Raw genomic sequence first — 16,498 nt, forward strand, 5'->3', positions numbered from 1 at the left:
GGAACCGAAGCGAAATTCTAACCTTCTAAATCTAATTTAGGGGTTAGAGCGAGGGGCGTCAACCACTCACGTACTCTTGAGTGGTTAGCGAGCGAGGAGAGACGGACATGACGGCGGCGGACCCACGACCCCTGACCGGCGAGCCGGTCGCCCTCGACCTCCTGAACACCCGCTGGATCCAGGACGGCGAGAGCGCCGACCTCTTCGCCGGCGCCTTCGGGCTGAGCCGGGTCGAGGGGCTGGCCGTCTGGCTGGAGTCCGTCGGCCTGAGCGGCCGCTTCCGCGCGGACGCCTCGACCCTCGTCCACCTGATGACCGCCCGCGAGGCCCTCGCCCGCGCCGTCGCCGACCCGGCCGACGAGAGCGCGCTCGCCCTCGTGGACGCCGTGCTGGAGCACGGCCGCATCCGCGCCACCCTGACCGCCGAAGGGCCGGGCGAGCGCGCCGAGTTCGACGACCCGAGCTGGGGCCCGGCCTGGACGGCCGCCCGTAACTACCTGGAACTGCTGGGCTCCGCGCCCGACCGGATCCGCGCCTGCGCCTCCGAGAGCTGCGTCCTGCACTTCCACGACACCTCGCGCAACGGGACCCGGCGCTGGTGCTCGATGTCCGCCTGCGGAAACCGGGCGAAGGCCTCACGCCATTACGCGCGCACGCGCGAGCGCTGAACGCACGGAATCTGTCACACCCGCACCGGGGCGCCACCGCGCCCCGGTGCCGACTTTCGGCCTCCAAGTCGATAAATCCACTCTTCCACCCCGGTGGTTCGCACCACTGCGTCCCGATACGGCCGCGCTGGCGTGTTCGGCGCGCTGGCGAGTGTCCGCCACCGCAGGTCTCGGTCGATGACATCCCTCCCCAAAGACCGGTCGCTTGAGGAAAGCTGACCGGTCATCCGGCACCGAAATCCGGACCGTATCTTTCACTTACCAGGGATGCTGATGACCCTCGAATCCCCCAGCTCCATACCCGGGACCAGACGCGCCGCGCGCGTCGCGGCCGCGGCCGGCCTGGTCGCCGCCCTCGTGGCCGGCGGCGCCGTGCCCGCGTTCGCGGCGACCGGCGCGGACACCCCGGGCACCTCGCCGGCGGTCAAGTCCGCCGACCAGAAGATCGGTTCGGCCGACGCCGAGCTGCTCCAGGAGGCCAAGGCCAAGGGTGACGCGAACGTCACCGTCATGGTCGCGACCGCCCCCGGCCAGACCAAGCAGGTGGCCGAACAGCTCGACGCCGTGCAGGGCGCCTCCGTCGGCCGCACGTACGACAACCTGGGCTACGTGCGCGCCACCCTGCCCACGGCCAAGGCCGAGGCCGCGCTGAAGGCGGCCGCCAAGCTGTCCTCCGTGCACGGCATCGACCTGCGGCACGAGATCCAGCTGCCGGACCCGCGTCCCGACGCCGACCGGGAGACGGGCACGGTCAAGAAGACCGCGGCCGAGACCTACGCGGCGCCGGACAAGAACACCCCGGCGAAGAACCCGTACAACCCGTCCTTCGAGACCGGTGCGGTCGACTTCGTCGCGCAGAACCCGCAGGCCGACGGCCGCGGCGTGACCATCGGCATCATGGACTCGGGTGTCGACCTCGGCCACCCGGCCCTGCAGAAGACGACCACCGGCGAGCGCAAGATCGTCGACTGGGTGACGGCCACCGACCCGATCACGGACAACGACGGGACCTGGCGCGCCCAGATCACCCCGGTCACCTCCGCGGGCGGCACCTTCACCGCGGGCGGCCAGAGCTGGAAGGCCCCCGAGGGCAGCTTCCAGTGGAGCCGTTTCAGCGAGTCGATCACCGCCACCGGTGACATGGCGGGCGACGTCAACCGGGACGGGGACACCACCGACCGGTTCGGCATGCTCTACGACGCCGCCGCCGGCACCGTCCGCGTCGACACCGACCAGGACGGCGACTTCACCAACAACGAGCCGATGAAGCCGTACAAGGACGGCTACCAGATCGGCTACTTCGGCACGGACAACCCGGCGACCGAGGTCGCCGAGCGGATCCCGTTCGTGATCGAGATCCGCAAGGACGTCCCGATGGACCCGCTCGGCGGGGACTGGGTCGGCAAGAAGGCCGACTTCGTCAACATCGGCATCATCGAGTCCGAGCACGGCACGCACGTCGCCGGCATCACCGCCGCCAACAGCCTCTTCGGCGGCAAGATGAACGGCGAGGCGCCCGGCGCCAAGCTCGTCTCCTCGCGCGCCTGCTCCTGGTCGGGCGGCTGCACCAACATCGCGCTGACCGAGGGCATGATCGACCTCGTCGTCAACCGCGGCGTGGACATCGTCAACATGTCCATCGGCGGCCTGCCGGCGCTGAACGACGGCAACAACGCCCGCGCCGAGCTCTACCGCAACCTCGTCGACACCTACGGGGTCCAGCTGGTCATCTCGGCCGGCAACTCCGGCCCGGGTGTGAACACCATCGGCGACCCGGCCCTCGCGGACAAGGTCATCTCCGTGGGCGCCTCGGTCTCGAAGGAGACGTGGGCCGCCAACTACGGCTCCGGCGTGAGCACGAAGTACAACATGTTCCCCTTCTCCTCGCGCGGTCCGCGTGAGGACGGTGGCTTCACGCCGACCATCAGCGCCCCCGGCGCGGCCATCAACACCATCCAGACCTGGCTGCCCGGCGCGCCGGTGAAGGAGGCGGGCTACACCCTGCCGGCCGGTTACGGCATGCTCCAGGGCACCTCGATGGCCTCGCCGCAGGCGGCGGGCGCGAGCGCCCTGCTGATCTCGGCCGCGAAGCAGGCGAACATCAAGCTGACCCCGGCCTCCCTGCGGGTCGCGCTCACCAGCTCCGCCAAGAAGATCGACAACGTCCCCGCGCACGCGCAGGGTTCGGGTCTGATCGACGTGAACGGCGCCTGGGAGTCCATCCAGCGTGACGCCAAGGCCAACGAGTTCACCGTCAAGGCGCCGGTCGACACCGCGATCGACCAGTTCCTGAAGACCCCGGGCTTCGGCACCGGCCTGTACGACCGCGAGGGCGGCCTCAAGGTCGGCCAGAAGAAGGTCTACAACGTCGTCGTCACCCGCACCACGGGCGTCAAGTACGGCACCCGGCACGACCTGAGCTGGCGCAACAACGACGGCACCTTCAAGGTCATCGGCGGCTACGACTACGTCACCCTGCCGCTGAACAAGCCCGTCACCATCAAGGTCGAGGCCAACGCCAAGACGGCCGGCGTCCACAGCGGCATCCTGCAGCTGGACGACGAGACCACCGAGGGCATCGACAAGCAGATCCTGACGACCGTCGTGGCTTCCGCCCCCCTGGCCGCGCCGTCGTTCGCCGTGTCGGACAGCTCCTCCGTGCAGCGCAACAGCCACAAGTCGTACTTCGTGACCGTGCCGCCGGGCGCCAAGAGCCTGGAGGTCGCGCTCAGCGGTCTCGCAGCCGGCGCCCAGACGCGCTTCATCGCGATCCACCCGTACGGTACGCCGGTCGACCCGACCGCCACGACCAACTGCTACCCGAACTACGACAACCCGGCCAACACCTGCCGCCCCGACGTGCGCTCGTACCCCGAGCCGACGCCGGGCGTCTGGGAGATCGAGGTCGAGGCCCGTCGTACGTCGCCGGTCCTGGACAACCCGTTCAAGCTGGACGTGTCCGTGCTCGGCGCGGCCTTCGACCCCGCGGTCAAGGTCCTGCCCGAGGTCAAGCAGGGCACCCCGGCCCCGGTCCAGTGGAGCGTCAAGAACGCCGGCGCGGCCATCACCGGCGGCAAGCTCACCGGCGGTCCGCTCGGCTCCGCGAAGGTCGCCAAGCCGACCATCGCCAACGGTGAGACCCACACCACCGAGATCGCGGTGCCCGCGGGCACCTCGCGCCTCGACGTGGCCATCGGCAAGGTGTCCGACGCCGCCGCCGACCTCGACCTCGAGGTCTACAAGGACGGCATCAAGGTGGGCTCCGCCGCCGACGGCGACTCCGAGGAGGCCGTGAGCCTGGTGAACCCGGCCGCGGGCACCTACACCGTCAAGGTGATCGGCTACGCGATCCCGGCCGGCACCACCACCTACGACTACCGCGACGTGTTCTTCTCGGCCGCCCTGGGCTCCGTCCAGGTCGACGACGCCGCCACGGTGAACCTCGCCACCGGCGCCACCGCGCAGGTCTCGGCGAACGTCCTGGTCACCAGCGCCGCCCCCGAGGGCCGCCAGTTCTTCGGCCAGGTCCAGCTGCTCAACGCCCGCGGCACCGCCGCCGGCACCGGCAGCGTGCAGATCGAGAAGGTCCTCCCGTAGCACCTTCCGCGGGAAACCCGAGGGGGCGGCGCTCTGACGAGCACCGCCCCCTCGGGCCGTTCCCCGGCCCGTACTACCTGCCGAGGGAGCGCAGCGACTCGGCGTAGGTGCCGACCGCGTGCGCGATCACGTCCAGGTTGGTGTCGAAGACCTTGAGGTCCACGTTCCTCAGGTCGTCCCCGGCCCCGTGGTAGTTCGGGTCGTAGGGGGCCCCGGCCGTCCCGCCGTACCTCCTGGCCTGCTCGGCGGTCTTGATGCCCTCGGCCCCGGTGAAGGTGCCGCCGGCCGGGATGCCGTTCGCGATGAACGGCCCGTAGTCGGAGCGGCCGTCGAAGTCGCTGCCCTCGTGCGGCTTGCCCTTCCGGTCGAGGAAGCCGTTGATCAGCGCCTCGATCTGCGCCGAGCCGGCCGGGCCGGCGCCGGCGCCCGTGCGGTCGGAGTCGTCGCCGTCGTAGACGAACTGCACCGGGTTCGGCGAGGCGATCATGTCGAAGTTCAGGTAGAGCGCGATGTCCTTCTTCTGCTTCTCCGACAGCTGCGCGACGTAGTGCTCCGAGCCCAGCAGGCCCAGCTCCTCCGCCGACCACCAGCCGAAGCGGACCTTGTTGGCGGGCCCCTTCCCCTTCTTGTTGGCGCCCTCCTCGGCCAGCTCGACGGCCACCTCCAGCAGACCGGCCGAGCCGGAGCCGTTGTCGTTGATACCCGGGCCCTCGGGCACCGAGTCCAGGTGCGCCCCGAGGGTCACCACGCGGTCGGAGCGGCCGCCCCGGGTCTCGGCGACCACGTTGCGGGTGGTCTTCCTCAGGTGCTCCTGGTCCAGGTCCAGGCGTACGGTCACCTCGCCCTTCCCGGCGGCGGCGGTCAGCGCCTCGCCGTCGGCCAGCGTGATGCCGGCGCTCGGGATGATCCCCTCGGCGGGCGAGGAGAAGCCGCCCCGGACCGGGGTGGTGCCGCTGTGGTTGTAGACGATGATGCCGAGCGCGCCCGCCGCGGCCGCCGCACGCTGCTTCTCCACGAAGGTGCAGGCACCCCGCTTGACCAGGGCGATCTTCCCCGTGAAGGCGCCGGCCGGGTAGTCGTCCGCCGTGCAGCCGGGGGTCTCGTCGGCCCGGGCGGGCACGAGCGGCGCGGTCAGGCCGCCGGCCGGGGTGGACGGGGTGAAGGTGAAGGCGGCCGTGGCCGGCTCGCGGGAGTCCGGGCCGAGGACGGTGGTCCGCTCCGTCCTCGTGCGCGCCTCGTGAATGTCGAAGTCCTGGTACGAGACGTCGTACCCGGCCTTCTTCAGCGTGTCGTGCACGTAGGCGGCGGAGGCCGCGTGGCCGGGGGTGCCCGCGGCGCGGTTGCCGCCGTTGGCGTCGGCGATCTGCTGGAACTTCTTCAGGTGGCGGTGCGCGCCCTTGGCGGTGACCTCCTCCACCAGCTCCCTGGCGAGCCGGCCCTCGCGCGGGTGGGCGGCCGCCGGGGTGGCGGCCAGCAGGACGGGTGCGGCGACGGCGGCGGCCGCGAGGGCGGCGAGCGCCGGTATGGCCCGGCGGCGGTGTCGGTGGCGGAGGCGGCGGATGGCGCGCACGGTGGAATCTCCCCGGTGGACGGTTCGTTCTTCGGTCGGCCGCGTCCGGAAATCGGACGTGACGCACCGGACGCTAACCGCCTCCGACCAGGCAAAACGTCCGATCGGGGGGCAGGAAACACGGCCGCCACGCACTCGTCACCGGTGTTCACATTCAGGACACCGTCCGTTCCTCGGACAATGGATTGGACAAGGCTCGTGGGGTCGAACGCATGATGGCCTCACGCGCGCCCGCGTCGTACGGAGCAGAAGGAGTCACCGTGAGGGTCGGAATCGTCGGAGCCACCGGTCAGGTCGGCGGAGTCATGCGCAGCATCCTCGCCGAGCGCAAGTTCCCGGTGGACGAGCTGCGCCTGTTCGCCTCGGCCCGGTCCGCGGGCACGACGATCGAGTGGGAGGGCCGGGAGATCACCATCGAGGACGCGTCCACCGCCGACTACTCCGGCCTGGACATCGTGCTCTTCTCCGCGGGCGGCGCCACCTCCAAGGCCCTGGCCGAGAAGGTCGCCTCGCAGGGCGCCGTCGTCATCGACAACTCCTCCGCCTGGCGCAAGGACCCCGAGGTCCCCCTCGTGGTCTCCGAGGTGAACCCGCACGCGATCAAGAACCGCCCCAAGGGCATCATCGCGAACCCGAACTGCACCACCATGGCCGCCATGCCCGTGCTGCGCCCGCTGCACGAGGAGGCCGGCCTGACCGCGCTGATCGCCACCACCTACCAGGCCGTGTCCGGCTCCGGCCTGGCCGGTGTCGCCGAGCTCGACGGCCAGGTCAAGGCCGTCTCCGAGGGCGCCGCCGGGCTGGTCCACGACGGCGGTGCCGTCGACTTCCCCGAGCCGGGCGTCTACAAGCGTCCGATCGCCTTCAACGTGCTCCCGCTCGCGGGCGCGATCGTCGACGACGGCTCCTTCGAGACCGACGAGGAGCAGAAGCTCCGCAACGAGTCCCGCAAGATCCTGGAGATCCCGGAGCTGAAGGTCTCCGGCACCTGCGTGCGCGTGCCGGTCTTCTCCGGCCACTCCCTCCAGGTCAACGTCCGCTTCGACCGTCCGATCAGCGTCGAGCGGGCCTACGAGCTCCTCCGGGACGCCCCGGGCGTGGAGCTGTCCGAGATCCCGACCCCCCTCCAGGCCGCCGGCAAGGACGCCTCGTTCGTGGGCCGCATCCGCGTCGACGAGACGGTGGACAACGGCCTCGCGCTGTTCCTGTCGAACGACAACCTCCGCAAGGGCGCCGCGCTGAACGCGGTGCAGATCGCGGAGCTCGTGGCGGCCGAGCTGCGGGGCTGACCCCGACCGACGATGCGGGGGCGGGCGCCGGAGGGCGCCCGCCCCTTCGCCGTGTCAGGGCCTGCGCACCTCGAACTGGAAGCAGCCGAACTCGGCGGCGCGCACGTGGACGAGGGCCGTCCCCGGATCGGCGAAGGCCTCGTCGAGGGCCCGCCCGACGTCGCCGTCCGCATCCTCGCCGAGGGCGAGCACCCGCCCGCCGAGGATGTGCCCGCGTACGTCGTAGCGCCGGAGCGTGCGCAGGACGCCGGGCCGTGCGAAGGGATAGCCCCCGGCCCCCGGGCCGCTCCCCGCCCCGCTCCCGGCCGGCCCGCCGCACTCGCCGGCGTGGACGAAGACGGGCCCCTGTTCGTCGTAGGCGCCCGGATCGGCCCCGGTGGCGGCGGCCCAGCGCCGCAGCGGCGCGTACGCGACGAGCGCGATCCGCTCGCCGGCGGCGCTCGTGCGCAGGCAGCACCTCAGCGGCGCCCCGCCCTCCTCGTCGGTGTACGGGACGCATGCGCGTCCGGCGTCGTCGGCGTCGCGGAGCTGCCTGAGCACGGCTTCCTCGATGGGCATCGCCCGGTATGCGGTCTTCATACCGACAGCTTCCCCGCGCCCGTCCGCCGTGTCCGGCGGCTTTCCGACGTCGCGTTCGCGCAGGGCTTCCGCAGCGGGCGAATATCCCCCGGCAGGGTCGCGGTCCTGCGTGGAAGGATGGGCCAGAACGTCACCATCGAAGGAGATGACCGCGTGCCAGGCACGAATCTCACCCGTGAAGAGGCTCAGCAGCGGGCGAAGCTGCTCACCGTCGACTCGTACGAGATCGAACTCGATCTCAGCGGTGCGCAGGAGGGCGGGACCTACCCGTCCGTGACCACCGTGCGCTTCCGGTCCTCCGAGGCCGGGGCCGAGACCTTCATCGACCTGGTCGCCCCGGCCGTGCACGAGGTCGTCCTCAACGGCAGGTCGCTGGACGTCGCCGCCGTCTTCCGGGACTCCCGGATCGCCCTGGACCACCTGGCGGCCGGCGCGAACGAGCTGCGGGTCGTCGCGGACTGCGCGTACACCAACACCGGTGAGGGCCTGCACCGCTTCGTCGACCCGGTCGACGAGCAGGCCTACCTGTACACCCAGTTCGAGGTGCCGGACGCGCGGCGGGTGTTCGCCAGCTTCGAGCAGCCCGACCTGAAGGCCACGTTCCAGTTCACCGTGACGGCCCCCGAGGGCTGGACGGTCATCTCGAACTCCCCGACGCCCGCCCCCGCGGACGTCAAGGACAACGTCTGGCGCTTCGAGCCGACCCCGCGCATCTCGTCGTACATCACGGCGCTGATCGTCGGCCCCTACCACGCGGTGCACAGCAGCTACGAGGGCAAGGACGGCCAGAGCGTCCCGCTCGGCATCTACTGCCGTCCCTCGCTCGCCGAGTTCCTCGACGCGGACGCGATCTTCGACGTCACCCGGCAGGGCTTCGACTGGTTCCAGGAGAAGTTCGCCTACGACTACCCGTTCGCCAAGTACGACCAGCTCTTCGTGCCGGAGTTCAACGCGGGCGCGATGGAGAACGCGGGCGCGGTCACCATCCGCGACCAGTACGTCTTCCGCTCGAAGGTGACGGACGCGGCGTACGAGGTGCGCGCGGAGACCATCCTCCACGAGCTCGCCCACATGTGGTTCGGCGACCTCGTCACCATGGAGTGGTGGAACGACCTGTGGCTGAACGAGTCCTTCGCCACCTACACCTCCATCGCCTGCCAGGCGTACGCGGAGGGCTCGAAGTGGCCGCACGCGTGGACCACCTTCGCCAACTCCATGAAGACCTGGGCGTACCGGCAGGACCAGCTGCCGTCCACGCACCCGATCATGGCCGACATCCGTGACCTCGACGACGTCATGGTCAACTTCGACGGCATCACGTACGCCAAGGGCGCCTCGGTGCTCAAGCAGCTCGTCGCCTACGTGGGCACTGACGCCTTCTTCAAGGGCGTGCAGGCCTACTTCAAGGCGCACGCCTTCGGCAACACCCGCCTGTCCGACCTCCTGGGCGCCCTGGAGGAGACCTCCGGACGCGACCTGACGGCCTGGTCGAAGGCGTGGCTGGAGACGGCCGGCATCAACGTGCTGCGCCCCGAGATCAGCACCGACGCGAACGGCGTCATCACCGCCTTCGGCATCCGCCAGGAGGCCCCGGCCCTGCCCGCCGGCGCCACCGGCGAGTCCACGCTGCGCCCGCACCGCATCGCGGTGGGCCTGTACGAGCTCCAGGACGGGGCGCTCGTGCGCACCGACCGGATCGAGCTGGACATCGACGGCGCGCTGACGACCGTCCCGGAGCTCGTGGGCCGCGCCCGCCCTGCGGTCGTGCTGCTCAACGACGACGACCTGTCCTACGCGAAGGTCCGCCTGGACGAGGAGTCCCTCGCCAACGTGACCGCGCACATCGGCGACTTCGCGGAGTCCCTGCCGCGCGCCCTGTGCTGGGCCTCGGCCTGGGACATGACGCGCGACGGCGAGCTCGCCACCCGCGACTACCTCTCGCTGGTGCTCTCGGGCATCGGCAAGGAGTCGGACATCGGCGTGGTGCAGTCGCTGCACCGGCAGGTCAAGCTGGCCATCGACCTGTACGCCGACCCGGCGTGGCGCGAGCAGGGCCTGGCGGCCTGGACCGGGGCCACCCTGGAGCATCTGCGCGCGGCCGAGCCGGCGGGCGACCACCAGCTGGCGTGGGCGCGGGCCTTCGCCGCCACGGCGCGCACCGAGGAGCAGCTGGCGTACCTGTCGGCGCTGCTGGACGGCTCGGCCGAGGTCGAGGGCCTGGCCGTCGACACCGACCTGCGGTGGGCGTTCCTGGAGCGGCTCGTCGCGACGGGTGTCGCCGACGAGGCGGCCATCGACGCCGAGCTGCAGCGGGACGCGACCGCGGCCGGCGAGCGGCACGCGGCGACCGCGCGGGCCGCACGCCCGACGGCGGAGGCCAAGGCCGCGGCGTGGGCCTCGGTGGTGGAGTCCGGCGACCTGCCGAACGCGGTGCAGGAGGCCGTCATCGGCGGCTTCGTCCAGACCGACCAGCGCGAGCTGCTCGCCCCGTACACCGCGAAGTACTTCGCGGCGGTCAAGGAGGTCTGGGACACCCGCAGCCACGAGATCGCCCAGCAGATCGCGGTGGGCCTGTACCCGGCCCTCCAGGTCTCGCAGGAGACCCTGGACGCGACGGACGCCTGGCTGGTCTCGGCCGCGCCGAACGCCGCCCTGCGGCGCCTGGTCTCGGAGGCCCGTGCGGGCGTCGAGCGCGCGCTGAAGGCCCAGGCCGCCGACGCCGCCGCGCAGGCCTAGCCCTCGCGCCCCCGGTCCTCGAACGCCGGACGGGCTGGAAAGTCCAGCCCGTCCGGCGATCGAGGGCACGGGTCCGGGAATCCGGCCCCGCCGGCGTTCGAGGCGCGGGGTCCGGGGCGGAGCCCCGTGGTCAGCGTGCGGCAGCGACGGTCCGCAGGGCCGTGAGGACGTGGGCCACCGCCGGAGCGGACTCGGCACCGCGGCGCACCGCCGCGATCACGTGCCGGGTCGGCCGGTCCCGTGACAGCACCCGCACCACCACCCCCGAGGCCCGGCTCGACACCATCCGCGGGACGAGTGCCACGCCCATACCCGCCTCGACCATGGCCAGGATCGCCGTCCAGCCCGACGCCGAATGGGCCTGTTCGGGCACGAAGCCGGCCGCCTCGCACGCGCCCCGGGCGATCTCCGACCACGGTCCGCTGCCCCCGTAGATCCACGGGTCCCCGGAGAGGTCCGCCAGCCGCAGACCGTCCGCGTCCCGCAGCGGGTGCCCCGGCGGGAGCGCCACGTCCAGCGGGTCCTCCATCAGGGTGACCCGGGTGAAGCGCCGGTCCCGGGCGGTCGGTGCGTGGGCGGCCAGGGACAGCGCGAGGTCCACTCCCCCGGCCGAGAGCAGCTCGTAGGACTCCGCGGCCTCGGTCTCGCGGACCCGGACCTCCACTCCCGGGTGGGCGCTGCGCAGCCGCGCCACCGCCGGGACGACGAGGGCCGGGACGGCGGTGGAGAAGGCGCCGACCCGTACTTCGCCCGCGTCCCCGGCGAGGTACCCGGCCAGCTCCGCGTCGGCCCGTTCCAGTTGTGCGAACACCGCCTCGGCGTGCCGCAGGACGAGCTGCGCGGCGTCGGTGAGGCGGACCCGCCGGCCCTGCGCCTCCAGCAGGACCACCCCCAGCTGCCGGGCGAGGTTCGTCAGCTGCTGCGAGACGGCCGAGGGGGTCATGTGCAGGGCCTCGGCGGTCGCGGTGACGGTCCCGCGTTCGGCGAGGGTCCGCAGGATCCGCAGCTTCTTGATGTCCCACTCGGTCATGGGCCCGAACCTACCGCCGGGCACTTCCCAGCCCGACCCCGCCGAGGATCAGCGCCATGCAGAGCAGCTGGGCCGGTCCGGTCGGCTCGCCCAGCAGGAGCAGGCCGAGGGCTGCCGAGCACACCGGCTGGAGGTAGTAGACGACGCCGGCGCGGGCCGCCCCGATGAGCGACACGGCCTTGTTCCAGGCGAAGAAGGCGACGGCCGAGGAGAACACCCCGACGTACAGCAGGGGTCCGACCGTGGCGGGGGTGACCGCGAAGCCGCCCTGGACGGTGACGGAGACGGCGTAGGCGGGGGCCAGCATCAGGGCGCCGAGGACGAAGGTGGTCATCAGGAAGGCCAGTCCGCCGAGCTCGGCGGGCTTGCGCTTGAGCAGCGCGCTGTAACTGGCGAAGGACAGGGCGGCGGCGAACATCCACAGGTCGCCGGCGCCGAAGTCGAAGCCGATCGTGCCGTCCCCGACGAGGAGCAGCACGCCGAAGGCGGCGAGGAGCATTCCGGAGGTCCGCCGGGCGCCGAGGCGTTCACCGCCGATCCGGGCGTAGACCGCCATGATCACGGGCGAGGCGGCCATGATCATGCCCATGTTGGAGGCGGAGGTGGTCAGGCCGGCCTGGTGGACGAGCGTGTTGTAGAGGGCGACGCCGAACAGCGAGGCGAGGGCGACGAAGCCGAGGTGCCGCCGGATCAGGGCCCGCTGCTGCCAGGCCTGGCGGGCGGCGAAGGGGGCCACGGCGAGCAGCGCGATGATCCAGCGCCAGAAGACCGCCTGGACGGGTGGCACGGTCTCGGCCATCCCTCGGGTGGCGACGAAGCTGCCGGACCAGACGACCGTCGCGAGGAGGGCGAGGAGGATGCCGAGCCCGGAGGCTCCCTTCTTCGCCGTGCTGCCGGGTTCGGCGTGCGAAACGGTGCGGGCGCGGTCCATGACGGCCACGGTGTGTCTCCCCCTCGGGTGCGGTGCGGTGTGGTGGGGACTACCGTCGCACCTGCTGATTGGTCAGGTCCATCGAAATGTTCCGATCATTCTTTTCAGGAGAACTGAACGATCGGGCGGCGCGCGCGGCGGCCAGCTGGCCCGCGACGGTGGCACCGAAGGCGATGCCCATGCCCACGAGCTGTACGGGGGTGAGGGCCTGGCCGAGGGCCGCCCAGCCGATGACGGCGGCGGTGAGCGGGGAGAGCGGTCCGAGCAGGGTGACGGAGGTGGCGCTGAGCTGTCCGATGCCGCGGAACCAGAGCCAGTAGGCGATCCCGGTGTTGATCAGCATCATGTAGCCGTAGCCGAGGAGGGCCTTGCCGTCGAGGGCGGGCGGGGCACCTTCGACGAGGGCGGCCACGGGGATGATGACCAGCCCGCCGGCGGTGAGCTGCCAGCCGGTCACGGCCAGGGGTCCGACGCCCTCGGGGCGCCCCCAGCGCTTGGTCATCACGGTGCCCGCCGCCATGGAGACGGAGGAGACCACCCCGGCGACGACGCCTGTCAGGTCGAGGGCGGCGTCGGCGGTCAGGACGACCATGCTCACGCCGAACGCCCCCGCGACGGCGGCCAGTACGGTGCGCAGGCTCGCGCGCTCCCCGAGGAGGAGCGCGGCGAGCCCGACGACGAACAGGGGTCCCGCGGAGCCCAGGACGGCCGCGACCCCGCCGGGGAGCCGGTAGGCGGAGAGGAAGAGCAGCGGGAAGAACGCGCCGATGTTGAGGGTGCCGAGGACGGCGGACTTCCACCACCAGGCGCCCGTGGGCAGGGTGCGGGCCAGCGCCGTGAGCAGCAGGCCAGCCGGCAGGGCGCGCATGACCCCGGTGAACAGCGGCCGGTCGGGCGGCAGCAGTTCGGAGGCGACGGCGTACGTCGACCCCCAGGAGACGGGGGCGAGCGCGGTCAGGACGACGGTGGTGAAGCGCTTCATGGCGCTGGCTCCTCGACGGATTGAGGAAGACGGGACCGGACGGCCGGCAGCCGCGGCCGGGGGCCACGCGCCCTCCCCCAACTCGATTGCCGGTAAGTAGCTTACCGCTAAGCTACTTACGGTCAAGCAACTTTCTTGCGAACGATCCGGAGGGAGCGGAATACTGCGCTCATGAGTGAGGACAAGGACGCGGTCGACGCGATCACGGCCCAGTGGTTCGCCGTCCGCCCCGAGCTGGACACGGCCCCCATGGCCCTCTTCGGCCGCATCTACCGCATCGCCAAGGCGATGGGCGACGCGGTGGAGGAGCGCTACCAGCGCTTCGGCATCTCGCGCGGCGAGTTCGACGTCATCGCCACCCTGCGCCGTTCAGGGCCCCCGTACACCCTCTCGCCGCGGCAGCTCTCGGCGACGCTCATGCTCACCACGGGCGGCATGACCGGGCGCCTGGACAAGCTGGAGAAGGCCGGGCTGCTCTGCCGCAAGCCGGATCCGCACGACCGGCGGGGGCTCCAGGTGACGATCACCGAGCAGGGCCTCGCGCTCGTCGACCAGGCCGTCACCGCCGGCCTGGAGGTGCAGCACGCCGCACTCGCCGGACTCACCGCCGAGGAGGCCGAGACGCTCGGCGGCCTGCTCCGCAAGCTGCTCGCCGGCGTCTGAGCAGGCGTCCGGTCCGGCGTACGGTCGGTGTCCGGCCGGCGGCCGCGGAGGCGTCCGAGGACATGACGAGGCGCCGGGGGTCGGCGCACCGCCGTCGACGTGCGGCAGTGCGGACCCCCGGCGCCCGGGAAAGGTCGTGCGGCTGCGGCCCGGCGGGGCCGCAGCGGATCAGGCCTGCTTCTTCTGCGGCCTGTCGGACTTGTCGAGGACCATCACGAGGCCCACGATGACCAGGAAGATCACGATCGGCAGGGCCACGAACAGACCGAGCGTCTCACCGATGCTCAGGCCCGGGCCCGGGTCGTCGCCGTCGTCGCGGGTCAGCGCGAGGGCGGGAGACGTCATCAGCAGCATCATCAGCGTCGTTCCGGCCGAGACGGCGCCGGCGCGCAGAGCGTTCTTCTTGTCCACGGTGCAAACGTAGCGAACACCTAAACGCCGCGCGCGCCCGGGGGTGCCGTACGGGGACCCTCCGCCTCCCGCACGGCGCTGAGCAGTGCGTTCGCCCGCGGCGACGCCATCAGGTCCTCCAGCGACAGCGGGCGCCCCGCACCGTCGGCCACCGGCAGCCGCCAGTTCGGGTACTGGTCCCAGGTGCCCGGCAGGTTCTGCGGCCGCCGGTCCCCCACCGCGTCCGGCAGCCAGAGGCCGACCATCCGGGCCGGCGTGCGCAGCAGGAAGGCGTACAGGGCCTGCACGGCCGCCTCCTCGCCCTTGGTGTCGAGCCCGAGCCCGTCCAGGAGCGCGAGCCACTCGGCGGTGTCGGCGGCGTCCTCGGCCCGCTCCCGCTCGGCCGGCCGGGTCAGCAGGCCCAGCCTGTCGCGCAGTTCCACATGGCCGCCCGCGAGCTTCGCGGCCGTGGGCGGCAGGTCGTGGGTGGTGACCGTGGCCAGGCAGTCGGCCCGCCACTCCCCCGGCTCCAGCGGCCCCCCGCCGCCGTCCCAGTCCCGCTCGAACCACAGCACCGACGTGCCGAGCACCCCGCGCCGGGCCAGTTCCCGGCGCACGTGCGGCTCCACCGTCCCGAGGTCCTCGCCGATGACCAGGGCACCGGCCCGGTGCGCCTCCAGCACGAGGACCGCGAGCATCGCCTCGCCGTCGTACGAGACGTACGTGCCCTCCGCGGGCGGCGTGCCCTCCGGGATCCACCACAGCCGGAACAGCCCCATGACGTGGTCGATGCGCAGCGCGCCCGCGTACCCGAACACCGCGCGCAGCAGGGAGCGCAGCGGCTCGTAGCCGGTGGCGGCGAGCCGGTCCGGGCGCCACGGCGGCAGCCCCCAGTCCTGGCCGCGCGCGTTGAAGGCGTCCGGCGGCGCCCCGACCGAGGTGTCGCGGGCGTGGAAGGAGCCGGTCAGCGCGTCGGAACCGGCGGGGTGCACCCCGACGGCCAGGTCGTGCACGATGCCGACGGACATGCCGGCCCCGCGCGCGGCCCGCTGTGCCGCGGCGAGCTGGCCGTCCGTCAGCCAGACCAGCCAGCGGTGGAAGTCCGCCCGCTCCCGCGGGTCCTCGCCGCCCGCCGCCGCGCACCAGACGGCGTGGTCGTCCAGCGCGGCGCCCTGGCGGCTGCGGAACCGCGCGTAGTCCGCCTCCCGTTCGGGGGTCCGCGGGACGGCGTACAGCAGCTCGAGCGCCCGGCGCTTGAGCTCCCAGACGGCGTCGCGGTCGATCAGGGCGCCCTTCTCCAGCACCTCGCGGCGCAGGGCGGCGCCCCGGTCGGCCAGGGCGTCGAGGGCCTCGCGCTCGGTGCAGTCGGCGTACTCCGGGACGTCCTCCACGCGCAGGTGGACGGGATCGGGGAAGCGGCGCGAGGAGGGGCGGTAGGGGGAGGGGTCGGTCGGGGCCCCGGGCACGGCCGCGTGCAGCGGGTTGACCTGGATGAATCCGGCGCCGTGGGTGAGCCCGGCCCAGCGGGCGAGCTCCGCGAGGTCACCGAGGTCGCCCATGCCCCAGGAGCGTTCGGAGAGCAGGGAGTAGAGCTGGACGAGCAGCCCGTGGGTGCGCGCCGGGGCGGCGGGGGCCCGGTCCGGGGCGACGACCAGGGTGGCCTCGCCCGTCCGGCCGTCCGGCGCCTCGGCGGTGATCCGGTGGACCCCGAGGGGCAGCGTCCCGCTCCACGACACGCACTCCCCGGTCTCCTCCAGGACGACGCGGACCCGGGTGCAGGAGGGCAGCGCGGCCAGGGCCGGCGGCCGGGCGGGCGGGGCGCCTCCGCCCTGCCAGTGCACGACGGTCGGCGGCAACAGCCGCTCGGCCCGCAGCCGCTCGGCCAGGTCGGCCGATCCGCGCACCTCCTCGGGCGTGCCCGCAGCGACGCCGAGCAGACCGAGAACGGTTCTGACCGTCGCCTCGGGCACCGGGACGGTGACGTCCGGGGCGGGCTGGTGGACGGTCGCGATGCCGTGCAGGGCGGCGAGCCGGGCCAGGTCGTCCATCGTGGGCTGCTCCTT

Annotated in this window: 12 protein-coding genes; 5 read left to right on the plus strand and 7 right to left on the minus strand. The window is 72.4% G+C overall.

Annotation, left to right across the window (positions count from 1 at the left end; genetic code table 11):
• The first annotated feature begins 107 nt into the window (after positions 1-107).
• Both ACPU2J_RS11935 and ACPU2J_RS11940 read left to right on the plus strand, forming a co-directional pair.
• Positions 108-668 carry a CGNR zinc finger domain-containing protein gene (locus tag ACPU2J_RS11935; RefSeq protein ID WP_423833219.1) on the plus strand — a complete coding sequence of 187 codons (561 nt, stop codon included), beginning with the start codon at positions 108-110 and terminating at the stop codon, positions 666-668.
• A gap of 273 nt (positions 669-941) precedes the next feature.
• Positions 942-4,265: a S8 family serine peptidase gene (locus ACPU2J_RS11940; protein ID WP_423833220.1), complete on the plus strand. Its 3,324-nt coding sequence runs from the start codon at positions 942-944 to the stop codon at positions 4,263-4,265.
• A 73-nt stretch (positions 4,266-4,338) separates the two neighbouring features.
• Here the strand turns inward: ACPU2J_RS11940 and ACPU2J_RS11945 are convergent, their stop codons facing one another.
• Positions 4,339-5,835 carry a M28 family metallopeptidase gene (locus tag ACPU2J_RS11945; RefSeq protein WP_423833221.1) on the minus strand — a complete coding sequence of 499 codons (1,497 nt, stop codon included), beginning with the start codon at positions 5,833-5,835 and terminating at the stop codon, positions 4,339-4,341.
• A gap of 260 nt (positions 5,836-6,095) precedes the next feature.
• On the opposite strand from ACPU2J_RS11945, the gene ACPU2J_RS11950 reads away from it, so the two are divergent.
• Positions 6,096-7,124, plus strand: coding sequence for an aspartate-semialdehyde dehydrogenase (locus tag ACPU2J_RS11950; RefSeq protein WP_420080791.1), 1,029 nt, complete (start codon positions 6,096-6,098; stop codon positions 7,122-7,124).
• A 54-nt stretch (positions 7,125-7,178) separates the two neighbouring features.
• Here ACPU2J_RS11950 and ACPU2J_RS11955 read toward each other — a convergent pair whose 3' ends face one another.
• Entirely contained in the window at positions 7,179-7,703 is a 525-nt protein-coding gene (locus tag ACPU2J_RS11955; RefSeq protein WP_423833222.1) for a DUF1203 domain-containing protein, read from the minus strand.
• 153 nt (positions 7,704-7,856) lie between these two features.
• On the opposite strand from ACPU2J_RS11955, the gene pepN reads away from it, so the two are divergent.
• The gene (pepN, locus tag ACPU2J_RS11960) at positions 7,857-10,439 is read left to right on the plus strand and encodes an aminopeptidase N (protein WP_420080789.1); all 2,583 of its coding nucleotides are present in this window, start codon (positions 7,857-7,859) and stop codon (positions 10,437-10,439) included.
• A gap of 130 nt (positions 10,440-10,569) precedes the next feature.
• On the opposite strand, the gene ACPU2J_RS11965 is transcribed toward pepN, so the two are convergent.
• The 3 genes from ACPU2J_RS11965 to ACPU2J_RS11975 are packed head-to-tail and all read right to left on the minus strand — an operon-like array spanning position 10,570 to position 13,382.
• Positions 10,570-11,469, minus strand: a complete 900-nt coding sequence (locus ACPU2J_RS11965; RefSeq protein ID WP_420080788.1) for a LysR family transcriptional regulator — start codon at positions 11,467-11,469, stop codon at positions 10,570-10,572.
• A 10-nt stretch (positions 11,470-11,479) separates the two neighbouring features.
• The gene (locus tag ACPU2J_RS11970) at positions 11,480-12,400 is read right to left on the minus strand and encodes a DMT family transporter (RefSeq protein WP_420082438.1); all 921 of its coding nucleotides are present in this window, start codon (positions 12,398-12,400) and stop codon (positions 11,480-11,482) included.
• 49 nt (positions 12,401-12,449) lie between these two features.
• Complete coding sequence (locus ACPU2J_RS11975) at positions 12,450-13,382, minus strand: EamA family transporter (RefSeq protein WP_420080787.1); 933 nt, start codon at positions 13,380-13,382, stop codon at positions 12,450-12,452.
• A 171-nt stretch (positions 13,383-13,553) separates the two neighbouring features.
• On the opposite strand from ACPU2J_RS11975, the gene ACPU2J_RS11980 reads away from it, so the two are divergent.
• Positions 13,554-14,045, plus strand: coding sequence for a MarR family winged helix-turn-helix transcriptional regulator (locus ACPU2J_RS11980; RefSeq protein ID WP_420080786.1), 492 nt, complete (start codon positions 13,554-13,556; stop codon positions 14,043-14,045).
• 168 nt (positions 14,046-14,213) lie between these two features.
• Here ACPU2J_RS11980 and ACPU2J_RS11985 read toward each other — a convergent pair whose 3' ends face one another.
• Positions 14,214-14,456, minus strand: a complete 243-nt coding sequence (locus ACPU2J_RS11985; RefSeq protein WP_361592131.1) for a hypothetical protein — start codon at positions 14,454-14,456, stop codon at positions 14,214-14,216.
• A 20-nt stretch (positions 14,457-14,476) separates the two neighbouring features.
• The gene (locus ACPU2J_RS11990; RefSeq protein ID WP_420080785.1) at positions 14,477-16,483 is read right to left on the minus strand and encodes a 4-alpha-glucanotransferase; all 2,007 of its coding nucleotides are present in this window, start codon (positions 16,481-16,483) and stop codon (positions 14,477-14,479) included.
• Between the last annotated feature and the right edge of the window lie 15 nt (positions 16,484-16,498).

The organism is Streptomyces manipurensis (assembly GCF_049570255.1).
GTDB classification, from domain to species: domain Bacteria; phylum Actinomycetota; class Actinomycetes; order Streptomycetales; family Streptomycetaceae; genus Streptomyces; species Streptomyces manipurensis.

What these genes read in the sequence shown, in the direction of transcription:
- ACPU2J_RS11970 (WP_420082438.1), bottom strand. Translation starts at nt 12,400, where the DNA reads ATGGACCGCGCCCGCACCGTTTCGCACGCCGAACCCGGCAGCACGGCG.
- ACPU2J_RS11935 (WP_423833219.1), top strand. Translation starts at nt 108, where the DNA reads ATGACGGCGGCGGACCCACGACCCCTGACCGGCGAGCCGGTCGCCCTC.
- ACPU2J_RS11955 (WP_423833222.1), bottom strand. Translation starts at nt 7,703, where the DNA reads ATGAAGACCGCATACCGGGCGATGCCCATCGAGGAAGCCGTGCTCAGG.
- ACPU2J_RS11965 (WP_420080788.1), bottom strand. Translation starts at nt 11,469, where the DNA reads ATGACCGAGTGGGACATCAAGAAGCTGCGGATCCTGCGGACCCTCGCC.
- ACPU2J_RS11980 (WP_420080786.1), top strand. Translation starts at nt 13,554, where the DNA reads ATGAGTGAGGACAAGGACGCGGTCGACGCGATCACGGCCCAGTGGTTC.
- ACPU2J_RS11940 (WP_423833220.1), top strand. Translation starts at nt 942, where the DNA reads ATGACCCTCGAATCCCCCAGCTCCATACCCGGGACCAGACGCGCCGCG.
- ACPU2J_RS11990 (WP_420080785.1), bottom strand. Translation starts at nt 16,483, where the DNA reads ATGGACGACCTGGCCCGGCTCGCCGCCCTGCACGGCATCGCGACCGTC.
- ACPU2J_RS11975 (WP_420080787.1), bottom strand. Translation starts at nt 13,382, where the DNA reads ATGAAGCGCTTCACCACCGTCGTCCTGACCGCGCTCGCCCCCGTCTCC.